Annotated in this window: 22 protein-coding genes, 1 tRNA gene and 2 pseudogenes; 14 read left to right on the top strand and 11 right to left on the bottom strand. The window is 67.4% G+C overall.

Going from position 1 to position 24263, the window contains the following annotated elements:
* The first annotated feature begins 73 nt into the window (after window positions 1-73).
* From AB4Z55_RS00800 to AB4Z55_RS00790, 3 genes and pseudogenes are all read left to right on the top strand, one after another.
* Window positions 74-391, top strand: a complete 318-nt coding sequence (locus AB4Z55_RS00800) for a hypothetical protein (protein WP_004021827.1) — start codon at window positions 74-76, stop codon at window positions 389-391.
* Window positions 330-635: pseudogene (locus AB4Z55_RS00795) on the top strand (hypothetical protein); the annotation flags it as partial. The gene AB4Z55_RS00800 and the pseudogene AB4Z55_RS00795, both read left to right, overlap by 62 nt.
* Window positions 636-741: 106 nt before the next feature.
* Window positions 742-1119: a hypothetical protein gene (locus AB4Z55_RS00790; protein ID WP_369521066.1), complete on the top strand. Its 378-nt coding sequence runs from the start codon at window positions 742-744 to the stop codon at window positions 1117-1119.
* 27 nt (window positions 1120-1146) lie between these two features.
* On the opposite strand, the gene AB4Z55_RS00785 is transcribed toward AB4Z55_RS00790, so the two are convergent.
* Entirely contained in the window at window positions 1147-2730 is a 1584-nt protein-coding gene (locus AB4Z55_RS00785; protein ID WP_354561553.1) for an NAD(P)/FAD-dependent oxidoreductase, read from the bottom strand.
* Window positions 2731-2791: 61 nt separating this feature from the next.
* Between AB4Z55_RS00785 and AB4Z55_RS00780 the strand changes: the two genes are divergently transcribed.
* The 3 genes and pseudogenes from AB4Z55_RS00780 (at window position 2792) to AB4Z55_RS00770 (ending at window position 5651) form a co-directional block, all read left to right on the top strand.
* Window positions 2792-3622, top strand: coding sequence for an aldo/keto reductase (locus AB4Z55_RS00780; protein WP_101820644.1), 831 nt, complete (start codon window positions 2792-2794; stop codon window positions 3620-3622).
* 134 nt (window positions 3623-3756) lie between these two features.
* Window positions 3757-4188 carry a GtrA family protein gene (locus AB4Z55_RS00775; RefSeq protein WP_110117457.1) on the top strand — a complete coding sequence of 144 codons (432 nt, stop codon included), beginning with the start codon at window positions 3757-3759 and terminating at the stop codon, window positions 4186-4188.
* A 56-nt stretch (window positions 4189-4244) separates the two neighbouring features.
* Window positions 4245-5651 (top strand): annotated as a pseudogene (locus tag AB4Z55_RS00770) (phytoene desaturase family protein).
* Window positions 5652-5685: 34 nt separating this feature from the next.
* Here AB4Z55_RS00770 and AB4Z55_RS00765 read toward each other — a convergent pair.
* The 4 genes from AB4Z55_RS00765 to AB4Z55_RS00750 all read right to left on the bottom strand — a co-directional run bounded on the left by AB4Z55_RS00765 (window position 5686) and on the right by AB4Z55_RS00750 (window position 11880).
* Window positions 5686-8313, bottom strand: coding sequence for a dipeptide ABC transporter ATP-binding protein (locus AB4Z55_RS00765; protein ID WP_354561550.1), 2628 nt, complete (start codon window positions 8311-8313; stop codon window positions 5686-5688).
* On the bottom strand, window positions 8310-9275 hold the full coding sequence (locus tag AB4Z55_RS00760) for an ABC transporter permease (protein ID WP_064571941.1): 966 nt from the start codon (window positions 9273-9275) through the stop codon (window positions 8310-8312). The genes AB4Z55_RS00765 and AB4Z55_RS00760 overlap by 4 nt, the downstream gene beginning before the upstream one ends.
* Window positions 9276-10850 carry an ABC transporter substrate-binding protein gene (locus tag AB4Z55_RS00755; protein WP_369518926.1) on the bottom strand — a complete coding sequence of 525 codons (1575 nt, stop codon included), beginning with the start codon at window positions 10848-10850 and terminating at the stop codon, window positions 9276-9278. It lies immediately after the preceding gene.
* A 151-nt stretch (window positions 10851-11001) separates the two neighbouring features.
* A complete protein-coding gene (locus AB4Z55_RS00750; RefSeq protein ID WP_101820724.1) occupies window positions 11002-11880 on the bottom strand; it encodes a TIGR03619 family F420-dependent LLM class oxidoreductase in 879 nt (292 codons plus the stop codon).
* Between the two features lie 143 nt (window positions 11881-12023).
* On the opposite strand from AB4Z55_RS00750, the gene AB4Z55_RS00745 reads away from it, so the two are divergent.
* Both AB4Z55_RS00745 and AB4Z55_RS00740 read left to right on the top strand, forming a co-directional pair.
* Window positions 12024-12662, top strand: a complete 639-nt coding sequence (locus AB4Z55_RS00745; RefSeq protein WP_354561546.1) for a helix-turn-helix domain-containing protein — start codon at window positions 12024-12026, stop codon at window positions 12660-12662.
* Window positions 12663-12664: 2 nt separating this feature from the next.
* Window positions 12665-13918, top strand: a complete 1254-nt coding sequence (locus AB4Z55_RS00740; RefSeq protein WP_354561545.1) for a glycosyltransferase — start codon at window positions 12665-12667, stop codon at window positions 13916-13918.
* Here AB4Z55_RS00740 and AB4Z55_RS00735 read toward each other — a convergent pair.
* On the bottom strand, window positions 13915-14388 hold the full coding sequence (locus tag AB4Z55_RS00735; RefSeq protein ID WP_354561543.1) for a helix-turn-helix domain-containing protein: 474 nt from the start codon (window positions 14386-14388) through the stop codon (window positions 13915-13917). The two genes, AB4Z55_RS00740 and AB4Z55_RS00735, sit on opposite strands and share 4 nt — an antisense overlap.
* Window positions 14389-14442: 54 nt before the next feature.
* Here AB4Z55_RS00735 and AB4Z55_RS00730 point away from each other — a divergent pair, with 54 nt between their 5' ends.
* Window positions 14443-15270 carry a thioesterase family protein gene (locus AB4Z55_RS00730; RefSeq protein WP_354561676.1) on the top strand — a complete coding sequence of 276 codons (828 nt, stop codon included), beginning with the start codon at window positions 14443-14445 and terminating at the stop codon, window positions 15268-15270.
* Window positions 15267-16694, top strand: a complete 1428-nt coding sequence (locus tag AB4Z55_RS00725; RefSeq protein ID WP_369518925.1) for an MFS transporter — start codon at window positions 15267-15269, stop codon at window positions 16692-16694. The genes AB4Z55_RS00730 and AB4Z55_RS00725 overlap by 4 nt, the downstream gene beginning before the upstream one ends.
* A gap of 163 nt (window positions 16695-16857) precedes the next feature.
* Here the strand turns inward: AB4Z55_RS00725 and AB4Z55_RS00720 are convergent, their stop codons facing one another.
* The 4 genes from AB4Z55_RS00720 to AB4Z55_RS00705 all read right to left on the bottom strand — a co-directional run bounded on the left by AB4Z55_RS00720 (window position 16858) and on the right by AB4Z55_RS00705 (window position 20188).
* Window positions 16858-17778, bottom strand: coding sequence for a glycosyltransferase (locus AB4Z55_RS00720; protein WP_369518924.1), 921 nt, complete (start codon window positions 17776-17778; stop codon window positions 16858-16860).
* Window positions 17775-18614 carry an ABC transporter ATP-binding protein gene (locus AB4Z55_RS00715; protein ID WP_004021813.1) on the bottom strand — a complete coding sequence of 280 codons (840 nt, stop codon included), beginning with the start codon at window positions 18612-18614 and terminating at the stop codon, window positions 17775-17777. Before AB4Z55_RS00715 ends, AB4Z55_RS00720 begins: the two co-directional genes overlap by 4 nt.
* A gap of 13 nt (window positions 18615-18627) precedes the next feature.
* Window positions 18628-19491, bottom strand: a complete 864-nt coding sequence (locus AB4Z55_RS00710) for an ABC transporter permease (RefSeq protein ID WP_369518923.1) — start codon at window positions 19489-19491, stop codon at window positions 18628-18630.
* Between the two features lie 145 nt (window positions 19492-19636).
* Window positions 19637-20188 carry a bacterial proteasome activator family protein gene (locus tag AB4Z55_RS00705; RefSeq protein ID WP_101820726.1) on the bottom strand — a complete coding sequence of 184 codons (552 nt, stop codon included), beginning with the start codon at window positions 20186-20188 and terminating at the stop codon, window positions 19637-19639.
* A gap of 60 nt (window positions 20189-20248) precedes the next feature.
* On the opposite strand from AB4Z55_RS00705, the gene AB4Z55_RS00700 reads away from it, so the two are divergent.
* Together AB4Z55_RS00700 and AB4Z55_RS00695 are read left to right on the top strand one after the other, a co-directional pair.
* The gene (locus tag AB4Z55_RS00700) at window positions 20249-21445 is read left to right on the top strand and encodes a cysteine desulfurase-like protein (RefSeq protein ID WP_101820655.1); all 1197 of its coding nucleotides are present in this window, start codon (window positions 20249-20251) and stop codon (window positions 21443-21445) included.
* A 71-nt stretch (window positions 21446-21516) separates the two neighbouring features.
* Window positions 21517-22002, top strand: coding sequence for a MarR family winged helix-turn-helix transcriptional regulator (locus AB4Z55_RS00695; RefSeq protein WP_369518922.1), 486 nt, complete (start codon window positions 21517-21519; stop codon window positions 22000-22002).
* Window positions 22003-22138: 136 nt separating this feature from the next.
* Here AB4Z55_RS00695 and AB4Z55_RS00690 read toward each other — a convergent pair whose 3' ends face one another.
* Window positions 22139-23110, bottom strand: a complete 972-nt coding sequence (locus tag AB4Z55_RS00690; protein WP_369518921.1) for an NAD(P)H-quinone oxidoreductase — start codon at window positions 23108-23110, stop codon at window positions 22139-22141.
* A 77-nt stretch (window positions 23111-23187) separates the two neighbouring features.
* Here AB4Z55_RS00690 and AB4Z55_RS00685 point away from each other — a divergent pair.
* A tRNA-Ser gene (locus AB4Z55_RS00685) sits at window positions 23188-23275 on the top strand.
* Between the two features lie 94 nt (window positions 23276-23369).
* On the top strand, window positions 23370-24242 hold the full coding sequence (locus AB4Z55_RS00680) for an exodeoxyribonuclease III (protein ID WP_369518920.1): 873 nt from the start codon (window positions 23370-23372) through the stop codon (window positions 24240-24242).
* The last annotated feature ends 21 nt before the right edge of the window (window positions 24243-24263 follow it).

Here is a 24263-nt window from a genome sequence, read left to right as displayed (position 1 = left end):
GACAGGCCGCGGGTTTCACGGCCGTCGTCGAGGGGCACGCGGTGGACACAACCCGACGACAGGAGCCCGGCACATGAGTCACAAGCCTCCCAAGGACGTCCAGGAAGCAGCCCAGCGCGCGGTTCGATGGATCGACGACGGCAAGGCGGGCAAGGGATTCACCGACACCGGCCGCCATCGGGCCCACCAGTTGGCCGAGGGCAAGGACGTCGACGACGAGCAGATCCGCAAGATGCGCAACTACTTCTCCCGCCACGAGGTGGACAAGGACGCCACCGGGTTCAGCAACGGCGAGGACGGTTTTCCCTCGGCCGGACGTGTGGCCTGGGATGCATGGGGTGGCGACCCCGGACGCCGATGGGCGAACTCGCAGAAGATCGAGGGGGAGTGACCCAGGCCGCCAGGAGGACTCGGTGAAGATCACGGTGTTGGGGGCGCCGAGTAGTGCCGGTGCCTACTGCGTGGGCGTCGAACGTGCGCCCACCGCATTGCGGGATGCCGGCCTCATCGAGCAGCTGGCTGCCACCGGCGCGGAGGTCGTCGACGCGGGAGATCTCACGACCCGGTTGTGGTTTCCCGACCGGGAGAGCCCGTTCGCGCAGAACCTGGGTGACGAGACAGATGCACTCGAGGAACTCTCCGCAGCTGCTGCCGGCTTGCTCGCAGCCGGGCAGCGTCTGCTCGTGCTCGGCGGCAGCTGCACGGCTGCACCCGTCGGACCTGGTCTACCTCGGAGTGGATGTGACTCGGGAGACCACTCGGTGGGAACGCGATCAGGTTGCCGAGCTGGGACTCCCGATCGTCGATCAGCGAACGCTCTGCGACGACCCCGGAGATGCGGCCCGCACCGCCCGCAGCACTCTCGCCCCCGGTCCGTTCGTGGTGCACCTCGACGTCGACGTGCTCGACTTCCTGGACGCGCCGATCGCCGAGAACGTGAACGGACGCAACAGTGGCCCGACCATCGCGATCCTCGAACAGGCCCTGGTCACGCTGCTGCGAGACCCTGAGTGTCGGGGGATGTCGATCGGGCAGCTGGACCCCGCGCACGCCGCGGCGGATCGAACTGCGATACCGAGGCTCGTGTCGGCACTCGTGTCGGCACTGACCTTCACCTGAGCGGCCCGGGTCGGATCGGTGAGCCGGTCAGCCCAACGCGTCCACTCCCAGTACCGCGGCAGCGGCGTTGCGGCCCGGGATGCCGCTGACCCCGCCGCCGCGTCGAGCACCCGCCCCGCACAACAACACTCGCGGATGCGGGGTCTCGACGCCCCACTGGCCGACTTCGGCGGCGGTCTCGGCCCATGGCCACTGCAACGGCCGGTGGAAGATGTGCCCGCCGGGGAGTCCGATGGTGTCTTCGAGGTCTTGCGGCGTCTTCACCTCGATGCACGGACGACCGTTCAGGTCATGCGCGATGACCGACTGAACGGGTTCTCCGAGTACGGAGTTCAACGACGCGAAGGTTGCACCGACGGCGTGTTCGACGGCACCGGGTTCGTCGAACACCTCGGGCGGCATGTGCAGACCGAAGAGGGTCAGCGTGTGCTTGCCGGCCAGCTCCGGTCCCAGGATCGACGGATCGCTGAGGGTGTGGCAGTAGATCTCGCAGGGTGGGAGATCCGGCACCTCACCACGATTCGCCTGCCGCCACGCATCGCCTAGTTGGGTTGCGGTCTGGTTGATGTGGAACGTTCCGGCGAAGGCCGCCGCCGGCGAGACCGACCCGTCGCGGAGTCGCGGCAACCGGTCGAGCAGCAGATTGATCTTGAGCTGTGCACCCCGAACGTCGGGCTCGCAGGGGATCGGCACCCCGTCGAGAAACGTGTTGAAGACCTGCGGCGCGCACGCCGCATAGAGCATCGACCCGCGAAAGGTCCCGTTCGTCGTCTCGACGGTGCCGTCGTCGGGATCGACACCGGTGATCTCGACTCCCGTCACGAAGTCGGCGCCCGCCGAGTTCGCCGCCTGATACAGCGCTCCCGACACCGCGCCCATGCCGCCGACCGGCACATCCCAGTCCCCGGTTCCGCCGCCGATGACGTGGTAGAGGAAGCAGATGTTCTGGCGCAGGGACGGATCGTCGAGGTCGGCGAAGGTGCCGATGAGTCCGTCGGTCGCTGCGATGCCGCGGACGAGATCGTCGTCGAAGTACTGGCGCAGGAGCGTGCCCAGCGGCAGCGTCGTGAGCGCTTCCCACAGTTCGGCGGTCGAGGTGTCGGTGGTGAGCCCGTCTCGGCCGACGACGAGGTCGTGCATCTCGGCCGCGGTGCGTAGGGGTTGGGTCATGGTCGGGAACACGCGGTCGGCGACCACGCCGAGCCGACGGTAGAACGACCGCCATGCGGTGAAGCCGACGTCGGACCCGGTCACCTCCCGGAACGTCGCGGCCGTCGCGTCGTCGTCGAGGGTGTCGACCAGGATTCCGCGCGCCGGGTCCGAGGGCACCGGTGTGTACGACGAATAGCGTCGGCGGACGAGCGAGATGTCGAGGTCGAGGTCGGCGATGACCGCGCGCGGCATCAGCGAGACCAGGTAGGAGTACCGCGACAACCGCGCGGACAGACCGGCGAACGGTGTCGCGGACACGGTGGCGCCGCCGACGTGGTCCGCTTTCTCCAGGACCAGCACGCGGCGTCCGGCGCGGGCGAGGTACGCGGCGGCGGTCAGGCCGTTGTGGCCCGCGCCGATCACGATGTCGTCATACGACGAGTCGTCTGCGATGCCCATCGGTCCAGCGTTCCAGATCGACACACGACGCAGGATGCGGTTGTCGACATATCCTGATGCGGTGGACATCCCCTCGGTCGAGCTCAGCAACGGAAACTCGATCCCCCTGGTGGGGCTCGGCACCTACAACATGCTCGGCCGGCCGTGTGTGAGCGCCGTTGGGTCGGCCATCAAATCCGGCTACCGCCTCCTCGACACCGCGCCGCGGTACAGCAACGAGCTGAGCGTCGGAATGGGCCTGCACGGCACCGGTGTCCCCCGCGAGGACATCGTGGTGCAGACCAAGTTGGGTGGCGGCGACCAGGGTTTCGACGAGGCGATCAACGCCGCCAAAGAGAGCGCCCGGCGGCTGGGCGTCGCCCACATCGACGTCTACCTCATCCACTGGCCGTGCCCGAGCCTCGGCCGCACCGTCGACTCGTGGAAGGCCTTGCTGACGCTGGCCGACGAGGGATATGTCCGCACGCCGGGCGTGTCGAACTTCAAGCAGCATCACCTCCAGATGCTGTTCGACGAGACTGGGCGGTGGCCGGTGCTCAACCAGATCCAGTGCTCGCCGGTCCTGCCGCGCACCGAACTGCGAGAGTTCATGGCCGAGAAAGGCATTCACGCACAGGCATGGCATCCGACGGGCCGCAAGGAGGGGCTGCTCGCCGATCCGGTCATCCTCCGCATCGCGCGCAAGTACGGCAAGTCGCCGACCCAGATCGCGTTGCGGTGGTCGGTGCAGAACGGCATCAGCGTGGTTCCGAAGTCGTCGCACACCGGGCGACAGCTCGAGAACGCCGACCTCTTCGATTTTGCTCTCGACGACGCGGATCTCGCCGAACTCGCCACCCTCGACCGCGGCGAACGTGCCGCCCGCGACTCCGACGTCGACGAGGAGTTCTGACCCGCCTCGGCTAGGGTGTCAGCGTGTCTCGACCCGATCCCGGTGACCACGACGAGAACGCCGTCGGCGCTGACCACCATCTCCACGACGCCGATCACCCGCGTCACGAGGACTTCGCCACCCGGCATGCGCCGATGCCGATGGAGTTGCCGCTCGACGACGAAGAGGCATCGACCGACGTCGACCTGAAAACCCAGCTCATCCGGTTCGTCATCACGGGCGCGGGCTCAGCCGTCCTCGACTACGCCCTCACCATGTTCCTGCAGTACGTCGTCGGAGTGCCGGGGGGTGTGGCGAAGGCGGGCGGGTTCATCCTCGGCACCACCACGGCGTATCTCATCAACCGTCGCTGGACCTTCCGTGCCGAGCCGAGCACCGCGCGGTTCATCGCCGTTGTGTGCCTCTACCTCGTGACCTTCGTGGTGAACGTCGGGTTGTACGGCTGGTTGTCGCACCTGTGGGAGGAGACGGCCCTCTACTCCGCGATCGCCTTCGTCATCGCCCAGGGCACCGCGACCGTGATCAACTTCGTCGTCCAGCGGATGGTCATCTTCAAGATCCGCTGACCGACCGGGTTCGGCATGCAGGGTCCCGCGCCGCGTCTGCCGGTTACGGTGTCCGGATGAGAACAGCGGTCGTCGTCGGCAGCGGACCCAACGGACTCGCAGGCGCGGTGCGCCTCGCGCAGGCAGGTCTCGACGTCACGGTCTTCGAGGCTGCCGACGAGATCGGCGGCGGGACGCGGAGCGCAGAGTTCCTCGAACCCGGCATCGTGCACGACGTCTGCTCGGCCTTCCATCCGCTCGGCGCTGCCTCGCCCTACCTTCAGACCCTCTGACTCGAGCGGTACGGGCTACGGTTTCTCAATCCCGAGATCGACGCCGCGCACCCGCTCGACGACGGCACCGCCGGCCTGTTCTATCGATCCGTCGAGAAGACCGCAGCGGGGCTGGGTCCCGACGGTCGTCGGTGGCGGGCGATGTTCGGCTCGCTCGGCGAGCATTTCGGCACCATCGCCGACGATGCGCTCGGCCCGATGCTCAGGGTGCCGCGGCATCCGTTGCGCTTCGCCGGCTTCGCGGCCCGGTCGGCACTGCCCGCGACCACGCTGGCGAGAGCCTTCTCGACGCCCCAGGCGCGGGCCCTGTTCATCGGTATCGCGGCACATCCGTTCGTCCGCCTGAACCACATCGGCACGGCCGCGGGCGGAGTCATGCTCACCGCCGCCGGACATGTCGCGGGCTGGCCGGTCGCCGAGGGCGGTTCGGCGGCGATCTCCCGTGCGCTCGCGGCCCTCCTGGAAGATCTCGGGGGCAAGATCGTCACCGGCAACCCCGTGCACTCACGTGCGCAACTCGACGCCGACATCGTCCTCTTGGATGTCGATCCCACTGCCGCGCAGCGCATTCTCGGGACCCAACAGCCCGAGCGCGTTGCGCGGGGGTACCGGCATCATCAGGCCGGACCGGCAGCGTTCAAGGTCGACTATGTGATCGACGGCGAGGTCGGCTGGACCGCACCCGGTTGTGACCGGGCGGGCGTCGTGCATCTCGGCGGCACGATGGACCAGGTCGTGAGGTCGGAGAACGCTGTGCTCGGCGGTCGGATGCCCGACGATCCCTTCGTCCTCATCGGGCAGCAGTGGTTGGCCGACCCGGGCCGGGCAAAGGGTGACCTCAAGCCCTTGTGGGCGTATGCGCATGTGCCGCAGGGATTCAGCGGCGACGCGACGGAGGCGGTGACGGCCCAGATCGAACGCTTCGCCCCGGGGTTCCGATCGCGGATCCGGGCCACGCGGAGCGCAGGCCCAGCCGATCTGCAGGCCGAGAACGCCAACTACGTCTCGGGGGACATCGGCGGCGGCCGAAACGACCTGTGGCACCTCATCGCCCGTCCGCGCCTGACGCCGAATCCCTACGCCACGGGAGTCGAGGGCGTGTACCTGTGCTCGGCCTCGACCCCACCCGGCGGCGGCGTGCACGGCATGTGCGGATTCCGTGCGGCCGAGGCGGCGCTGGCTGCTCGCTGACGCACCGCAGGTCGGGTTCTGGTCGACGGGGTCGTCACGCCCGCTGCGGCACTTCGGGCGGGATCGCCGCGAGCAGCTTGCGGGTGTAGTCGGTCGCCGGGTCGTGCAGGATCTCCGACGCCGGTCCGCTCTCGACGACCTTCCCCTCCTGCATCACCGCGACGGTGTCGCTGATCTGCTCGACGACGGCCAGGTCGTGCGCGATGAACAGGTAGGTGAGGTTCTTCTCGCGCTGCAGCTCGGCGAGCAGGTCCAGCACGCTGGCCTGCACGGAGACATCGAGCGACGCGGTCGACTCGTCGAGGATCAGGATCTCGGGGTCCGAGGCCAGCGCACGCGCGATGCTCACCCGCTGCCGCTGTCCGCCGGACATCTCGTGCGGATAGCGGTCGAGGAACGACGCGTCCAGGCTGACGTCGGCGAGCAGCTGCTCGGCGCGTTGCCGCATCCCGTTGCGGCTGTCGGCCAGGCCGTGCGTCCGCAACGGTTCGGCGATCGACGCGGCCACGGTCATGCGGGGGTCGAGTGATGCAGCCGGGTCTTGGAAGACCATCGCGACCCGACGCCGGAGCAGGGCCTCGTCGGAGCCACCGACTCCGACGGCCTCCACCTGTCGGCCGTCGACGGTGACCGCGACGCTGCCCCGGACCGTCGTCCCCTGACCGGAGGTGATGAGTCCGGTGATGACACCCGCGATGGTCGATTTGCCCGAACCCGACTCACCGACGATGCCCAGGGTGCGACCGCGGGCGACGTCGAGATCGACACCGTCGACGGCGTGCACCACCTGCCGTCCCGACGGACCGCGGACCACGTAGTCGACGCCCAGCCCCGTGACACGTAACAGGGGGTCGGCATCGATCCGCTTCTCGAGGGCCGGGGCGTCGCCGCGCTCCACGACCTTGCTCAGCAGCGGACGCGAATCGAGCAGCGTGCGAGTGTAATCGTCCTGCGGATCGTCGAACAGCGTTGCGACGTCGCTGCTCTCGACGATCCGCCCCTCGCGCATGACCATCACGCGGTCGGCGATCCGACCGATGACGCCGAGGTCGTGGCTGATCCACAGGACCGCCATTCCGCGTTCGCGCTGGAGTTCGGCGACGAGGTCGACGATCTGCGCCTGCGTGGTGACGTCGAGTGCGGTGGTGGCCTCGTCGGCCATGAGCAGCTCGGGGTCACAGGCGAGCGCGATGGCGATCATCACGCGCTGCCGCTGGCCGCCGGACAACTGGTGGGGATAGGAACGCAGGCGGTTCTCGGGATCGGGGAGGTTCACGTCGCGCAGCAGCTTCAGCGCGCGCTCCCGCGCCTCGGCACGCGTGAGGCCGAGATGGCGGCGCGGGCCCTCGGTGAGCTGCTGCTCGACGGTGAGCAGGGGATTGAGACTCGACGACGGGTCCTGGAAGACGAATCCGACGCGCGAACCGTGCAGTGCTCGAAGTTTCGACGGTGTGGCGCCGACGATCTCGGTGTCACCGAGAACCGCCGAGCCGTGGACATAGGCGCTCGGCGCGTCGAACAGTCCGGTCGCCGACAGGACGCTCAGCGACTTGCCCGATCCGCTCTCCCCGACGATGCCGAGCGTCTCACCCGGCGCGACGGAGAAGCTGATGCCGTGCACGATCTCGCGCGGGCCGACACCGACGACGAGATCCTCGACGCGCAGCACCGAACCGTCGGGTTCGCGGCGCTTCCCGGTCGTGGGTCTTGTCACCGTCGGCGACCTGCGCTCGTGCCCCCGGTTGCGCAACAGCGTGCGCTGACGCGGGTCGAGTACGTCGCGGACCCCATCGCCCACGAGGTTGAACGCGAAGACCGTCACCAGGATGGCCAGACCGGGAAAGACGCCCATCCACCACGCGGTGGTGATGAATCCCTGTGCGTCGAAGAGCATCCGGCCCCACGACGGGTCGGGCGGTTGAACACCGAGGCCGAGGAACGACAGTGCCGCCTCCGACAGGATCGCGAACGCCAGCGAGATCGAGGTCTGGACGATGACCGGTCCGGAGATGTTCGGCAGCACATGGCGTGCCAGGATCGCCGGCGTTCGCACACCCATCGTGCGTGCCGCCTGGACGTACTGGGTCTGCCTCACCCGCAACGTGTCCGCCCGGGCGACGCGGGCGAAGATCGGTATGTACACGACGCCGATCGCGATCATCGCCGAGGTGACGCCTGGCCCCAGGACGGCGACGATGGCCAGCGCCAGCAGCAGGACCGGGAACGAGAACACGACGTCGACGATGCGCATGAGCGCCGTGTCGAGGACACCACCCGCGAAACCCGCGACCATGCCGAGGATCACGCCGACGGTGAGGGAGATGGCCACCGCGATGACCGCCACCCGCATGCTCACCGACGCGGCGAGCACGACCCGCGAGAAGACGTCGCGACCCAGGTCGTCGGTGCCGAACAGGTGCGACCAGCTCGGCGCCTGCAGCGCGTTCGGGACGTCGATCTCGTTGGCGCCGTAAGGAGCGATGAGTGGACCGAATACTGCACAGACCAGCACGACCGCGATGATGACGAGCCCGATCACCGATGTGCGATTGCGCAACAGCAGGCGCCAGGCCGAGTCGGTCGGCGCGCCGGAGCCCGATGCCCTGGTGGCCGACTCGTCGGCGGTGCCCGGCTCGGGAGGATCGGGTGAGGTGAGGGTCATGACAGTCGGATCCTGGGATCGATGACGGCGTAGAGGATGTCGACGACGAGGTTGACGACCAGGAAGATCACCGCGATGAGCAGGATCGCGCCCTGCAGGACCGGGTAGTCACGGGCGGCGACGGAGTCGTAGACCAGCAGGCCCAGCCCGGGCCAGGCGAACACGACCTCGACGACGATGACACCGCCCAAGAGGCCGGCGAATTGGATACCGGAGATCGTCAGGACGGGTACGAGCGCGTTGCGGCCGACGTGGTCGAGCATGACCTTTCTGGTGCTCAGACCCTTGGACTCCGCGGTGGTGACGAACTGCGCGTTGACCACGTCGAGCACGGACGAACGGACGTACCGGGTCATGATCGCCCCCGTGACCACCCCGACCGTGATCGCCGGGAGCACAAGGTGTTCGAGCCATCCGAGCGGGTCGTCGGCGAAGGGTTGATACCCGGCGGAGGGCAGCCAACCGAGCGCGGTGGAGAACAGCCCGATCAGCAGGATGCCCATCCAGAAGTCGGGCACGGAGATCCCGAACTGACTCACGACGCGAATGACGTTGTCGGCCATACGCCCTTCGCGCAGTGCGGCCCAGAATCCCAGCGGGACGGCGATGAGCAGCGCGACGACGATCGCCGCGGTCGCCAGTGTGATGGTGGCGGGGAGCCTTTCGAACAGCATCGTCGTCACCGGTTCGCTGTTGCGGAAGCTGACTCCGAGATCGCCGGTGAAGGCGTTTCCGACGTAGTTGACCAGCTGCGTGGCCAGTGGCTGGTCGAGACCCGACGCGCTGCGCAGCGCCTCATACGATTCCGGCGTGTAGCGGGTGCCCAGGGCGATGCGCACCGGATCGCCCGGGACGATCTGCATCAGGAAGAAGACCGCGACGATCACGCCGAGAAGCACTGCGACCGTGTAGAGAAGCCGCACGAGGATGAAACGCAGCAGCGGTGAATGCAGTGCTGTCACTCAGCTCCTCTCCAACCGGGCATCGCGGAACCGGATGGCCTTGTCGGGGCGGACGACGTATCCCTGCAGCTGTGTCACGAAGGCCTGTGTCGACGACGGGTTGTAGAGGTAGAGATAGCTGACGTCGTCGGCGATGATGCTCGCGGCGTCGGCATATGTCTGTTTGCGCGTCGCGACGTCGAGTTCGGTGCGGCCACGGTCCAACAGCGCGTCGACCTCGGGGTTCGAGTACTTCTGTGAGTTCGAGGTGCCCTCGGAATGGTGTTGGGCGTAGTAGAAATCGTCCGGGTCGATGTTGCCCAGCCAACCGAGTAGCAGAGCGTCGAAGTCGCCTGCCGCCTGACGGTCGAGCCACGCCCCGAAGTCGAGCTGTTCGATCTTGACCGTGATGCCCACGTCCTCCAGGTTCGAGGCGATCACCTGTGCCGCGGTCACCGTCTCGGGATACTCGGTGGTGACCATGAGCCGCATGTCGAGGCCGCGGATACCGGCCTGGCGCAACAGTTCTTTCGATTTCGCCACTGCGGCGTCGCGATCGAGGCCCGCGGTGTAGCGGTCATATGGGGCGAACCAGGGACTGGTCGACGGGATGGCGAGCTGATTCGGTGTCGCGGTCCCGTATCCCACGACCTGAGCGATGGACTCGCGATCGAGCGCGTAGGCCACGGCTTGCCGGACCCGGGTGTCCCCGAACGGTTCGGCGTCGAAGTTCATCGTGACGTACCAGTAGTCGTTGGCGACCACGGTGCCCACGTCGAGTGTGTCGTCGCGGCGCAGGATGCTCAGCTGCTGAGCGGGAATGGCGTCGGTCCAGTCGATCTCACCGGACCGCAGTGCCGATACCGCGGTGGTGCCCTGCGAGATGAAGCTGAAGTGGACGCCGTCGACGGCGGGTGCGCCACCCCAGTAGTCGGGGTTGGCCGCGAGGACGATCGAGGCGCCGGGGGAGCGGGAGACGAAGCGGAACGGGCCTGTTCCCACGGGTGTGGTGGCGATCTCGCCGGATTCGACGTTGCGGCGGTTCACGATGGCCAGGCCCTTGAACCCGCCGATGCTGGTGAGGAGATTGGGCGTGGGAGCGGTGACGGTGAACCTGACCCGGCGTTCGTCGAGCGCGGTGATCGAGGCGATGGCATCGAGTTTGTATGCGTTGGAGAGCTCTTCGTCGATGATCCGACGGAAGGAGTATTCGACGTCGGCCGCGGTGAGTGGGTCGCCGTTGTGGAACGTGACCCCGTCGCGCAGGGTGAAGTCCCAGTTCAACCCGTCGGCGTCGACCACCCAGCTCTCGGCCAGGGCAGGCCGCATCTGCAGCTTCTCGTCGGGCTCGACGAGGGTGTCGAAGACGTTCTCGAGAACTTCGAACGTGAAGTAGGAACTCGATTTCTGCGGATCGAGCTGATCGGGCTCACCCGCGATGGCTGCCTTGATCGTGTTGGCGGTGTCCGATGATCCACCACCGCATGCGGCCAGGAGTGACGCGCCGAGGATCGTCGTGCCCGCGACACCGGCGACCCGGAAGAATCCGCGCCTGCTCAGCGACGACGGCATCGACCCCGCGGCCGAATCGGTCATCGCTGTCCTCCCGCCCGAGGTGTTCACTCACCGGGGTGTGCGCACTTGTCCGTTCGTGCAGTCTGCCCCAGGGTCGGGGGTGGTGCAACAACGGTGGCGGTGGCGCGTCGGGTTCATGCGGTGCGTCGAGTCCGGTGGGCGGGCTCCAATTTCAGCCGTTGACCTTGGCGATCACGTTGTCGGCGTACCAGTTCAGGTGATCGATCTTGGTCTGCAGCGGCTCGGTGTCCTCGCCCATGACGTAGGGGAGCCGGAAGCCGACGATCACGTCGGTGATCCCCTTGTCTTCCAGTCGCTTACAACCATCGACCGTATAGGCGTCCATCGAGATGACGTGGATCTCGAACGGGTCGTTGGTCTTGCCCTCGGCCTTGCGGATCTCGGCGATCCGGTCGAGGAGCGTGTCGAGTTCCTCGGGCGGCCCGCCACCGTGCATCCAGCCGTCGCCTCGGATGACCGCACGACGCAGTGCGGCGTCGGCATGTCCGCCGACGAGCAGCGGGATGGGCTCGGTGGGCGCGGGGGTCATCTTGATCTTCGGGATGTCGTAGAACTCGCCGTGGAACTCGAAGTACTCGCCGGTGGTGAGACCGCGGATGATGTCCATGCACTCGTCCATCCGTTTACCGCGACGCTTGAAGTCCACGCCCATGAAGTCGTAGTCCTCGGGCCACGGGCTGGTGCCCACACCCATCGCGAACCGGTTGTTCGTCAGATAGGCCACCGAGCTCGCCTGCTTGGCGACGAGCGCCGGCGGCCGGACCGGCAGTTTCACCACGAAGGGCGTGAAACGGATGGTCGAGGTGACCGCACCGAGAGCAGCGGCCTGGATGAACGTCTCGATGAACGCCTTGCCGTCGAGGAACTCGCGGTTGCCGTCGGGGGTGTACGGATACTTCGCGTCCGACTCCTCGGGATAGGCGAGTGAGTCGGGAATGGTGAAACCGGCGTACCCGGCCGACTCCGCGGCCTGCGCGAGCGGCGCGTAATACGACGGATCGGTCATGGCCTCGGCGAAGGTGAACCGCATCATGCTCCTCGGGACGGCAAGTGGAACTGCCCTCACAGTAGAACACGTTCTAGTTACGTGGCATGAAGTTCGTCATTATGGCAGGTGGGCGCCGCCCGGACGGCACTCTTGCTCCAACTGACCGATCGGTCTAATATTCGTCCATGCGGTCAGGATCAGCTACGGGTCGGACGTTTGCCGACGAGGCAAGGCGACGTCAGATCGTGGCGTGTGCCATCGAGTTGATCGCCGAGGTGGGGTATCCGACGGCGTCGCTGGCAAAGATCGCAGAACGCGCCGGAATTGCGAAAAGTGCTGTCCTGTATCACTTTCGTGACAAGGACGAACTGGTTTCGGCGATCGTCGAAACAGTCTTCGAGGCGTCGGCCACGACAATGATTCCCCGTATCGTCGCGCAGACGAGCGCGACCGACCGTTTGCGCGCCTACATCGAGTCGAACGGCGAGTTCCTGGATGTCCACCGGCAAGAGGCCGTCGCGCTGTACGAGATCTCGGTGAGCTACCGGGACAAACGGGGTCTCCGGTTCGATCAGGCCGTGCAAGCATCCGTTGACGATGCCGGCGTCCCTCCGGAGCTCGCGCTGCTCGATCCGTTGTCCATCCTCGGCGACGGAATCCGAGACGGCGAATTCGATGCCACCGCAGCACCGGCGGTGGTGAAGAGCATCGTCCGCTCTTCTCTTGACGGCGTGGTCCGCGAACTGGCGCGTGACAGTGACTACGACGTCCTCGGTCACACGTCGGCACTGGCCTCGATCATCATCTCGGCGATCGGAAGATGACCATGAGCACACGAATCACCATCCTGGCTTTCGGCACGCGGGGGGACGTCGGGCCCATGACCGGTCTGGCGGCGGGACTCGCGGACCACCTGGGCGCGACAGTGGCGATCGCCGCGCAGCGTCCCTACGAATCGATGATCACCGGGTCCGGGTTCGAGTACCGACATCTCCCGCGGGACACCGAGGCCGATACTCGTGCGTCGACGTACGGACAGGCCATGGTCGACGGGCGCCGACTCAAACCCTCCAAGGAGGCGCTCGAGGGTATGCGCGAGGATCTCCGCGGCGTCGGCGAGGCGATGGCCGTTGCCGCTGAGGACGCCGACCTGATTCTCTGCGGCGGTCCGGTCGGCACGATGCTCGGTTGGCACGTTGCCGAGGCAAGCGGGCGGCCGAGTGCCGCGGTGGTCCTACAACCGTCGTATCCCACCGGGAACTTTGCGCCACCGCCACTCGGCACACGTTCATACGGTCGCTGGGGAAACCGTGCGGCGTGGAATCTGGCCGCCGCCGGTGAGAAGTTCTTCGCGCCCCTGATCGATGACCTCCGTCGGACCCTGGGTCTGCCCGCTCAGTCAGTCGGCGCTCGTCGGCGCCTGCAACGACGCTGGACCCAGCTGTGTGGGTTCAGCAGTCACGTTGTGCCGACTCCGCGTGATTGGCCGGCTCATGTGCACACGACCGGATACTGGTGGCCTGTGGACAGTTCCGTCGCGAAGCCTTCCGCCGAGCTACTCGACTTCCTCGACGACGGTCCTCCACCGGTATTCGTCGGCCTCGGCAGTACAGCCATCAGCAACGGCGAAGAAATCAGTACGATCATCGCGGACGCGCTGCGCCACACCGGTCGAAGAGGTGTCGTACAGCGCGGGTGGGCTCGACTGGATGGTGGCAACGACACCACAACACTGCACACCATCGATGATGTGTCCCATGCGTGGCTCTTTCCGCGGACTGCCGGGGTGGTACACCACTGTGGAGCGGGGACCACTGCCTCGACATTGCGATCGGCAACCCCCTCTATCGCCTTGCCCGGCATCATGGATCAGCCGTTCTGGGCTCACCGTCTGCAGCAACTGGGGTGTTCCCCCCGCTCGGTTCCGCGCAGCACACTGATCGCCGGGCGGCTCAGCGAAGCGATCACCGAGGCGGTCGACGATGGCCGATACCGCCACGCTGCGACCGAGCTCTCGGCCAAGCTGTCCTCCGAGGACGGGCCGCTGGCCGCGGCCCGGGTGGTGGAAGCTTTGCTCTAGCGCAGAGCCTTCAGCGGATTGGCTGCCGTCGCGCCGGGGCCGGCGTGCACGCGAAGGTCGCCGACGGCGATGTGCTCGCCGCACGCCGAGCACGTCGGTTCCACGGTCATGGTCTGCCCGCACGAATGGGTGGACACCACCGGCGCACCGTCTTCCGCGGTCCACTTGTCGCCCCACTGACGCAGCGCGGCCAGGACGGTCCAGAGGTCGCGCCCCTTCTCGGTGAGGCGGTAGTCGTAGCGCACCGGGTTGTCTTGATACGGCTCCTTGGTCAGGACGCCGTGCTCCACGAGGGTGTCCAGTCGCTGTGTCAGGACGTTCCGGGCGATGCCGAGGCGAGACGAGAACTCGTCGAAGCGCGTCACGCCGAACATCGCGTCCCGAACGATGAGCAGCGTCCACCATTCACCGACGACCTCCAATGTCTGGGCGATCGAGCAGTTCATCTCGGCGAACGAGGCGCGGCGCATGAAATCCAGACTAGTGGGTTGCGTGACGCAACTCAACCTGCTTGCATGAGTTGCGTGAAGCAACTCAGCAGGCACAGCCCTGTCGACGACGGATTGTCGGACAGTTTCGGAGCGACCCCGACCGGCGATGGCCGTTGGTCGGCGACCATCGACCCCTCCTGGTGGGGGTGGTCGGGTCCGCACGGCGGTGCGATCGCGGCGTTGGCCGTCCGGGTCGGTGCCGATGCGGCGCCCGACGTATCGGTGCGCGCTCTCGATCTGCGGTTTGTCGGCAAGCCGGACGGCGGGGAGTTGCTCCTGACGCCGTCGGTTCGGGAGGTCGGTCGGTACACCCGGATCGTCGATGTCACGGTCACGCAGGCCGGTGTCGAGGTCGCGACGGCGTCGGTCACCGCGGGACGCGTCGGCGATGCGGAGATCACGGATGTCGTCGATCGGATCTCGGGCGTGCCTGGTCCGGAAGGACTGGCCGCGTTCATGATTCCAGCCGACATCGTGCCCATGGGTGCGCATTTGGACCTGCGGCCGGTCGACGGTCCGCTGCCGCTCACCGGCGCGAGCGAGTCGTGGATGCGCGCCTGGATCACCACTCGCACCCCGATGGCCGTCGATGCCGCCTACCTAGCTCTGCTCGCAGACTGTCTGCCGCCCGCGGTGTTCCCGACTCTGACTGCGCCCCTGGCGCTTCCGACGGTCGCCTTCTCCATGCACGTGACCGCCCCGTCGGACGATCCGACCCCCGCGCCGGTTCTCGTCCACACTCGTAACACGTCGACGTCCGGCGGGTGGTCGGTGGACGACACCTCGCTGCGCGACCGCAACGGCCGACTCCTGGCCTCCGCACGCCAGAGTCGTCGCGTTCTCGGATGGCCGACCCGATGACCGCCACGCGTGTCGGAACATCCACCCCGGCCACACTTCACGCGCGTCCGGGCATCGTCCTGCTCATCCTGTCCGGGGCCGCGTTCATGGCCAGCCTCGATGTGTTCATCGTCAACGTGGCCTTCGACGACATCGGTGCCGACTTCGCCGACGCGACGCTGTCGCAGATGTCGTGGATCCTCAACGCCTATGCGATTCTGTATGCCGCACTGCTGGTTCCGGCCGGGCGGATCGTCGACCGGTACGGTCGCAAGGGTGGATTCCTACTCGGTCTGGCGATCTTCACCGTCGCGAGTGCCGCATGTGCTGCAGCGCAGGGGGTGTGGTGGCTGGTGGCATTCCGGGCGCTGCAGGCGCTCGGCGCGGCGATCCTGACCCCGGCGAGTCTGGGGTTGGTGGTCTCGACGATCCCGCCAGAGCGCCGCGCCCGGTCGGTCCGCATCTGGGCCGCCACCGGGGCACTCGCCGCTGCGTTCGGACCGGCTGTCGGCGGGTTGCTCGTCGAGGCGTCGTGGCGCTGGGTCTTCCTGGTGAACATCCCGGTGGGTGTGGCAGCCCTCGTCGCCGGGGCTGTTGTGCTGGCCCGTCCCCGGAACGACTCGGTCAGCGGCTTTCCGGATGCACTGGGTGCGACGCTGCTCGTCGTGTCGGTCGGTGCGCTCACGCTCGGCCTGGTCCAGGGAAGTGAGTGGGGCTGGTCGGACTTCCGGATCACCGGGGCATGGGTGATCGCCGTGGTGGCTCTGGTGGGGTTCATCGTCAGTTCGATGCACCACGACGAACCGGTCATCGCGCCGGCTCTGCTCCGGGTCCGGGCGTTCTCCGTCGCCAACGTGACGATGCTCCTGTTCTCGATCCCGTTTGCCGGCGCACTGCTCGCGAATATTCTGTGGCTGCAGCAGGTCTGGGGCTTCTCGCCGATCGCGACGGGGCTCGCGGTGTCGACCGGACCGCTGATGGTCCCGATCTTCGCGGCCGTCTCCCATCGTCTCAGCGCACGCGTGCCGGTCGGTGTGCTCGTCGCAATCGGGTGCGCATTGTTCGGGCTCGGCATCGTGCTCGTCGCCCTGTCGGTCGACGCCACATCCGATTTCGCATCGGAGATCCTGCCGGGGTGGTTGATCGGTGGCGTGGGAGTGGGATTCGCGTTGCCGTCGATCCTGTCGTCGGCGACCGCCGACCTACCCGCTGATCAGGCGGCGACGGGGAGCGCGGTGGTAAACATGAGTCGCCAGATCGGCATGTCCCTCGGCGTCAGCCTGCTGGTCGCGATCATCGGTACGTCGGTCGTGTACACAGACGTGCACCAGTCGTTCGTGACCGCGTGGTGGGTTCTCGCGGGAATCTCTGCGCTGGGGGCTGTTTCAGCGTTGGGGATGACCCCGCGTCGTCGTGCTGAGGAAGCGGCACCCACTGCTTCCTGAGGTGGCCGGACCCATTGCTCCCTGAGGTGCGAGGAGCGCAAGCGACGAGCCTCGAAGGGCTCGGTCACGTGCCTCGCGAGGCCCTTCGAGGCTCGCTTCGCTCGCACCTCAGGGAGCGTGGGCGGGCTCGTCTCACCTCAGGGAGCGGTGAAGGATCAAGCCCTCAGGGCCGCGTGAACCGTTCCCGGCGTCCGAGGCCGCGGAGGCGTACCCACTCGGCGAACCCCTTCGGATCGCGTTGCTGCACAAGGAAGAACCATCCGAATCGGGCGTACTCCTGGGGCAGCAGCTTCCGGAGTCCGGGCTGGCTCATCAGATAACCGCGGTTGCGGTACGTGAAGAACCGCTTGGTCTCGTTGTCCGGGTACTGGGTGTGCATGCGACCGCCGAGAATCGGGCGGAACTCTGCCGACCCGTCCGGGTGCAGGTAGCCCGCGCGCAGGCATGTCCCGAACCGCACACCGGATCGCACCAGACGACGGTGCACCTCGACCTCGTCGCCGCGGAAGAACAGTCGTAGGTCCGGAACACCCACTTGCTCAAGGCAGTACGCGGAGAACAGTGCACCGTTGAACAGGGACGCGATACCGGGCAGCAGGTCATCGGACTGCGCCTCATTGTCGGCAAAGAGCTCCGATCGCTTCCGCCGCCAGACGAGTCCACGACGCAGCGGGAAGGCGAGGGTGTCGGGGTCGTCGAGGTTGGCGACGACGGGCGACACCTCGTCGAGCTGATGCCGCTCGGCGCAGTCCAGGAGCGTCGAGAGCACGGTCGGTCCGTCGGGGCGCCCGTCGTCGTCGGCGCACCAGACCCAGTCGGCGCCGAGGGCGAGCGCGTGCAGCATGCCGAGGGCGAAGCCGCCGGCGCCGCCGAGGTTGCGCTGCGAACCGAGGTACGTCGTCGGAACCCGCTGTGCGGCAACCAGTGCGGCCACCTCGGGTTCGTCGGCGTTGTCGACGACGATCAAGTGGTCGACGGGCCGATCCTGTCCGGACACCACGGCAAGTGACTCCGCCAGCAACTCGACGCGACGGTGGGTGACCACCACGGCGATCACCTTCTGGCCGGCACCGGCGTCGGTCACTCCGGCTTCCCCTGCGCGTCGGACTTCTCGAGGTCGGCGATCACTTTCCGGACATGCGCCGCGGCGTCGGGTCCCTCATACGCGCCGACGACCTCTTCGATGCCGCCTTCCATCCTGACCTGACCGTGGTCGATCCACAGGGCGCGGTCGCAGAGCTGGGCCAGGAACTCGTTGGAATGGCTGGCGAACACCAGGATTCCCGACCGTTCGACGAGCGCCTGGAGCCGACCGCGTGCCTTGCGCATGAAGTCGGCGTCGACCGCACCGATGCCCTCGTCGAGGATGAGGATCTCGGGATCGATGGAGGTCACGACGCCGAGCGCGATACGCACGCGCATACCGGTGGAGTAGGTGCGCAACGGCATCTGCAGGTAGTCACCGAGCTCGGTGAACTCCGCGATGTCGTCGATCTTCTTCAGCATCTCCTTGCGGGTCATGCCCAGGAACATGCCGCGGATGATGATGTTCTCGTAGCCGGAGATCTCCGGGTCCATGCCGACGCCGAGGTCGAAGACGGGTGCGACGCGGCCGTGCACCCGGCACGCGCCGCGGGTGGGTTCGTAGATGCCGGAGAGCAGGCGCAGCAGCGTCGACTTGCCTGCGCCGTTGTGTCCGACCAGGCCGACCCGGTCGCCGTGCTTCAGATGCAGGTTGATGTCCTTGAGCGCCTCGACGACCACCACGTTCGACTCGGTGGAACCGATCACGCCGCCGGCGGCGCCGATGACCGACTTTTTCAGCGAGCGCGTCTTGGCGTCGAAGATGGGGAAGTCGACGCACGCATCCCACGTGTCGACCCGGACCCGATCGTCGACGGGGTTGATGTTCTTGGCCATCTCGATTCCGTCCCTACACCCAGTACGCCACGCGGGCCCGGTAGTTGCGCATCACCATCATCGCCAGCACCCAGCCGACGGCGGTGCAGCCCAGGACGACGGCCCAGTGATAGAACTCCACCGGCTCACCCAGCAGCGGCCCACGTGCGATCTCCAGGTAATGGAACATCGGGTTCAGCTCGACGAGCTTCAGCCGCGACGACGTCTCGCCCGTCGAATTGCCCAGGCTCTGGGTGGTCCAGATGATCGGCGTCATGAAGAACACCAGCTGCACCACGGTGGTCAGGAGTTGGCCGATGTCGCGGAACCGCGTCGACAAGATACCGAAGACGATGGTCACCCAGATCGAGTTCAGCACGTAGAGCACCAGCGCGGGGACGATCAGCGTCACCGTCCAATTGAGCGGCGGCGGAAAGATCAGGAACAGGATGACGATGATGACGACGTTGTGGGCGAAGATGATCAGCGCTCGCCACACGACCCGGTAGACGTGCACGCTCACCGGGGCCGGGAGCTGCTTGATCAGGCCCTCGTTCTTCGAGAAGACTTCCGCACCCTCGAGGATCGAGCTCGAGATGAAGTTCCAGAAGATGAAACCGAGTGCGACGTACGGCAGGAACACCTTGATGTCCATGCCGAACAACTCGCCGTAGAGCAGGCCCATCGCGATGGCGGTCACACCGGTTGCGATGACGATCCACAGCGGTCCCAGCACCGAACGGCGGTAACGCTGCTTGATGTCCTGCCAACCGAGATGGAACCACAGCTCGCGGCTTGCGAAACCGTCGCCGAGGTCCTTGACCGCGCGCGCGAAGCTGCGCGAATCGGACCCCTCGGGACGCGCCGGAATCGCGTCGTCGTCTACTACCGCTGACACGAGGAGTCAGCGTACCCGTCGGCCCATTTGCTGCTCCCCGCTGGTTGAGCAGGCGACGAGCGCAGCCGCCGGGGCGAGCAAGCGGCCAAGGAGCGCGTCGAGGTCGAGGAGCCGTGTCGAAGCCACTCGACCCGACCCACAGCTGTCAGAGGTACTGCCCGGTGCTGTGACCTGGACCGCCGGGCGCGGGCATCCCGGGCGGGAGTGCGCCCTGTCGCATCTGCTCGAGCTGCGCGCGGGCGGCCATCTGCTGGGCGAACAGTGCGGTCTGGATGCCGTGGAACAGGCCCTCGAGCCAACCGACGAGCTGGGCCTGTGCGATACGCAGTTCGGCATCCGACGGGGTGCCCTCGTCGGAGAACGGGAGGGCGAGCCGCTCGAGCTCTTCACGGAGCTCCGGCGCCAGCCCCTCTTCGAGTTCACGGACCGACGACTGGTGGATCTCACGCAGGCGGTTGCGCGACGCGTCGTCGAGCGGAGCCGCGCGAACCTCTTCGAGCAGCTGCTTGATCATCGTGCCGATCCGCATGACCTTGGCGGGCTGCTCGACCATGTCGGCGACGCTGGTCGATTCCGACGACTCGTCGCCCGTCTGCCCGTCCGTCCCCGCGCCGACGATGATCACGTTGTCGGAGTCGCCGGCCGAGCCGAACGGTCCTGGGGTCGGGCCGGGTCCTGGAGTGCCTTCGATAGCCATGGGCTCCATTGTGCCCGGACACCGCGAAACGGCAGATCGCCGACGTCTATCCTCGTGCCCATGGCTTTCGACGTCGCCTATGTGCGTGGATTGATTCCATCGCTCGGCGACGGCTGGATCCATCTCGACCCGCAGGCCGGGATGCAGATCCCGGATTCGGTCGCGACCGCGGTGACCACCAGTTTCCGCTCGCTCTCCGCCGCCCCGGGAGGGGTGTATCCATCGGCTCGGGCGAGCGCCGAGGTGGTCGACGGTGCGCGCCGGGCGATCGCCGATCTCGTCGGCGGCGACGCCGCGGGTGTGGTCCTCGGACCGTCGCGCTACGCGCTGTTGTCCGGTCTCGCCGATGCGCTCGCGCCGCACGCGTGGTTGCGCGGCGATGTCGTCGTCACGCGCCAGGACGACGAACCGAACATCGTGCCCTGGCTCCGTGCCGCCGATCGGTACGGCGGCCGCGTCCGCTGGGCCGAAGTCGACGTCGAGACCGGCGGCCTCCCGGCCTGGCAGTTCGGCGACCTCGTCACCCCGGAGACGGAGGTTGTCGCGGTGACGCTCGCGTCGTCGACGACCGGGGCGATCACCGACATCAGCGAGATCGCGCCGCTGGTCCGTGAAGCAGGTGCGCTGCTTGTTGTCGACGCCACCAACGCTGCGCCGTACCTCAGCCTGGACATCCACGATCTGGGTGCCGACGTGCTCGTCGTGTCGGCCGAGCGCTGGGGTGGTCCGCGGATGGCGGCCATGGCCTTTCGCGAGCCCCACCTGATCGACCGCTTGAAGCTGATGGCCATGGATCCGGCCGCGCGCGGGCCCGCCCGGCTGGAACCCGAACCGCACCAGGGCGCGATGCTCGCGGGGCTCGTCGCATCGGTGGAACATCTGGCCGGACTCGACGAGGCCGGCATCGGCAAGCGGCGGCGCCGCCTCGTCACCTCGATGGACGGTGTCTACGAATATCTCCAGCGCCTCACCTACTACCTGGTGACGACACTGTCCCAGCTCAACCACGTGAACCTCGTGGGCACCGAGGACAACCGGATACCGCTGGCGAGTTTCACCGTCGAGTCCGTGGGTGCGGACAAGGTGGTCCGACGCCTGGCCGACAACGGTGTCTGCGCACTCGCCGACCTCCCCAATCGCGCGCTCGCGCGCATGGGCGCACCCGATTTCGGCGGGGCCGTGACGGTCGGGCTGGCCCCATACTCGACGCCATACGAGGTCGACCACCTGGTGCGCACGCTCGGTTCACTCGCCTGACAGCGCGCCGGTAGCGTGCCGGTATTCACTATGGTGTTGTTTGAGTTAACGACAATGTATGTTGTCATGCTGTGTCGGCAAAAACGATTGATGGTCCAGACAAGGGCCCACCCCGGTCGCTCACCGCTGCCGAGGCGGAGAGTTGGAAGAACCTGGTCGACGGCGGCTGGGCGCTGTTCGCCCGCGTCAACGACGAGTTCACCAAACGGAGCCTGTCCGTATCCGACCTGCGCATCCTCGAAGCGGTCTGCACCAGCCGGCAGTTGGGCGTGAGCGAGGTCGCCGATGCGGTGCACATGCGCGTCAGCACGGTGTCGCGCATGATCGCCCGCCTCAGCAACGACGGCGACATCGAGCGCCTCGAGTCCAAGGTCGACGGGCGGCATCGGCTCGTGCGTCTCACCGATCAGGGACGACGCACCCTCGCCGACCACGTCAACGTCCGCGATCGGGTGATCCGGCAGTTCGTGGTCGACGCGATGAGCCCGGACGAGTTCGCCGCGCTCGGTGCCGCGTTCCGCAAAATCCGCGCGGCGGAACCTCCTACTGCTGGTTGAGCAGGCGACGAGCGCAGGGGACCCCCCCTGCTGGTTGAGCAGGCGACGAGCGCAGGGGACCGCCCGCCCCCCTGCTGGTTGAGCAGGCGACGAGCGCAGCGAGGAGCCGTGTCGAAACCACACCCTCCGCACTCGATCACCCCTCGACGCTCAGCAGCACCTTTCCGACGACGTCTCCGCTGTTGAGGTGATCATGCGCGGCAGCGGCGTCGGCGAGCGGGAACACGCGGTCGACGACGGGAACGACCTCCCCGGCTTCGATGAGCGGCCAGGTGCGGGTCAGCGTCGACGCGACGACCTCGGCCTTGCCGCCGGGTCCGTGCACGGGCCGGGCGCGCAGCGTCGTGCCCATCACGGACAAACGCTTCGCCAGCAGATGCCCGAGGTTGATCTCGGTGGTGGTGCCGCCCTGCATGCCGATGATGACGAGGCGCCCGTCGGTACGTAGCGCCTTCAGGTTCGACTTCAGGTATTTCGCGCCGATGATGTCGAGGATGACGTCGGCGCCGCCGGCGTCCTTGAGGACCTCGGCGAAGTCCTGGCTCGAGTAGTCGATGAGGATCTCGGCTCCGAACTCGCGGCAGCGTTCGAGCTTGTCCGGGGTGCGAGCGGTCACCGCGACCCGCGCGCCCATCGCATGGGCGATCTGGGTGGCATGCGTGCCGATACCGCTGGACCCGCCGTGGACCAGCAGGAGCTCGCCGGTGGTCAGGTGAGCGGTGTCGAAGATGTTCGACGACACCGTGCAGGCGACCTCGGGCAGCGCCGCCGCGGACACCAGGTCGACGCCCTTCGGTACCGCGAGCAGCTGCTCGACCGGCACGGCGACCTTCTCGGCATAACCGCCGCCGGCGAGTAGTGCGCACACCTCGTCGCCCTCGGACCAGCCGGAGACGCCATCGCCGAGAGCCGATATCTGCCCGGAGACCTCCAGGCCGAGGGTGTCCGACGCACCGGGCGGCGGGGGATAGTTGCCCGCACGCTGCAAGATGTCGGCGCGGTTCACGCCGGCCGCGACCACGTCGATCACGACCTCACCGGCAGCGGGGGTCGGGTCGGGCACATCGGAGAGGGACAGGTTCTCGGATTCGACGACGATGGCTTTCACCTCTTCGATGGTGTCACAGCGCACCGGAGTGCCAGGCGAGGTCCGTTCCGGCGTCGCTGTGTAACCTTGCTCGTCAGGGAAGCGTGGCAGAGCGGCCGAATGCACTCGCCTTGAAAGCGAGCGTGGGTAAAACCACCGGGGGTTCAAATCCCTCCGCTTCCGCCAGGGGCCCTCACCTCCTCAGCCGGGTGGGGGCTTTTTCGTGGGACCGCGGCGCCGGCCGGCTCGTCGGGGACCGAGACCGTGGAAGGCAGGACACATGGGTGCCGGTGATTTCACCGTTGCATCGTTCAACGTCAACGGGATTCGGGCTGCGCGTCGTCGTGGCTTCGACGCCTGGCTCGCCGGACGGCAGCCCGATGTGGTCGGACTGCAGGAGTTGCGGTGCGGCATCGACGACGTCGGCGACTTCGACGGTTATCACGCTGCGATCGACGTCGGCTCCATCGCGGGACGGAACGGCGTCGCGGTGCTCACCCGAGACGAACCGGCCGCGGTGCGCACGTGGGTGAGCCATCCGCCCAAGGCCCGCGGACTGCCCGCCTTCGCCCACGAGGGCCGCTACATCGAGGTCGACCTCGCCGATCGGCCGCTGACCGTTGCCAACATCTACCTGCCCAAGGGTGGGCTTCCCGCCGAGTTGCAGCGTCCCGGTTCGTCGCGCGAGCCGCTCGACGGTGGCGCCAAACACGCGCGCAAGCAACGCTTCCTGGCCGGGTTCACGCGTGAGCTGGCGCGCAACCGGCTCGCCGCACGCCGCGCCGGCCGGGAGTTCCTCCTCCTCGGTGACCTCAATGTGGCGCACCTCGAACACGACGTCACCAACTGGCGCGCGGCCCGCAAGATGGAGGGCTTCCTGCCCGAAGAACGGGCGTGGTTCGGCGAGATCACCGGGCCGCGCCGGCTCGTCGACGTCGTCCGCGCACTACACGGCGACCGCCCCGGACCGCTCACCTGGTGGAGCTGGGCGGGCGAGTCGTTCGTCAAGGACGTCGGATGGCGCATCGATCACCAACTCGCGTCGCCCGCACTGGCCCGGCGGGCGCGCACCGTGGTCGTCGACAAGGAGGCATCGCCGGACGCTCGGCTGTCCGATCACGCCCCGCTGGTCGTCGAGTACGCCGAGCTCTGAGTCCGGGCGCTCGGCGCCATC

The sequence above is a fragment of the Gordonia sp. ABKF26 genome (assembly GCF_041103195.1).
Taxonomy (GTDB): Bacteria; Actinomycetota; Actinomycetes; order Mycobacteriales; family Mycobacteriaceae; genus Gordonia; species Gordonia terrae.
The sequence above is the reverse complement of the archived record's forward strand: the minus strand, read 5'-3'. Positions and strand labels throughout refer to the sequence as shown.

What these genes read in the sequence shown, in the direction of transcription:
- AB4Z55_RS00800 (WP_004021827.1), top strand. Translation starts at nt 74, where the DNA reads ATGAGTCACAAGCCTCCCAAGGACGTCCAGGAAGCAGCCCAGCGCGCG.
- AB4Z55_RS00725 (WP_369518925.1), top strand. Translation starts at nt 15,267, where the DNA reads ATGACCGCCACGCGTGTCGGAACATCCACCCCGGCCACACTTCACGCG.
- AB4Z55_RS00775 (WP_110117457.1), top strand. Translation starts at nt 3,757, where the DNA reads ATGCCGATGGAGTTGCCGCTCGACGACGAAGAGGCATCGACCGACGTC.
- AB4Z55_RS00715 (WP_004021813.1), bottom strand. Translation starts at nt 18,614, where the DNA reads ATGGCCAAGAACATCAACCCCGTCGACGATCGGGTCCGGGTCGACACG.
- AB4Z55_RS00785 (WP_354561553.1), bottom strand. Translation starts at nt 2,730, where the DNA reads ATGGGCATCGCAGACGACTCGTCGTATGACGACATCGTGATCGGCGCG.
- AB4Z55_RS00680 (WP_369518920.1), top strand. Translation starts at nt 23,370, where the DNA reads ATGGGTGCCGGTGATTTCACCGTTGCATCGTTCAACGTCAACGGGATT.
- AB4Z55_RS00735 (WP_354561543.1), bottom strand. Translation starts at nt 14,388, where the DNA reads ATGCGCCGCGCCTCGTTCGCCGAGATGAACTGCTCGATCGCCCAGACA.
- AB4Z55_RS00705 (WP_101820726.1), bottom strand. Translation starts at nt 20,188, where the DNA reads ATGGCTATCGAAGGCACTCCAGGACCCGGCCCGACCCCAGGACCGTTC.
- AB4Z55_RS00755 (WP_369518926.1), bottom strand. Translation starts at nt 10,850, where the DNA reads ATGACCGATTCGGCCGCGGGGTCGATGCCGTCGTCGCTGAGCAGGCGC.
- AB4Z55_RS00700 (WP_101820655.1), top strand. Translation starts at nt 20,249, where the DNA reads ATGGCTTTCGACGTCGCCTATGTGCGTGGATTGATTCCATCGCTCGGC.
- AB4Z55_RS00745 (WP_354561546.1), top strand. Translation starts at nt 12,024, where the DNA reads ATGCGGTCAGGATCAGCTACGGGTCGGACGTTTGCCGACGAGGCAAGG.
- AB4Z55_RS00750 (WP_101820724.1), bottom strand. Translation starts at nt 11,880, where the DNA reads ATGCGGTTCACCTTCGCCGAGGCCATGACCGATCCGTCGTATTACGCG.
- AB4Z55_RS00740 (WP_354561545.1), top strand. Translation starts at nt 12,665, where the DNA reads ATGAGCACACGAATCACCATCCTGGCTTTCGGCACGCGGGGGGACGTC.
- AB4Z55_RS00765 (WP_354561550.1), bottom strand. Translation starts at nt 8,313, where the DNA reads ATGACCCTCACCTCACCCGATCCTCCCGAGCCGGGCACCGCCGACGAG.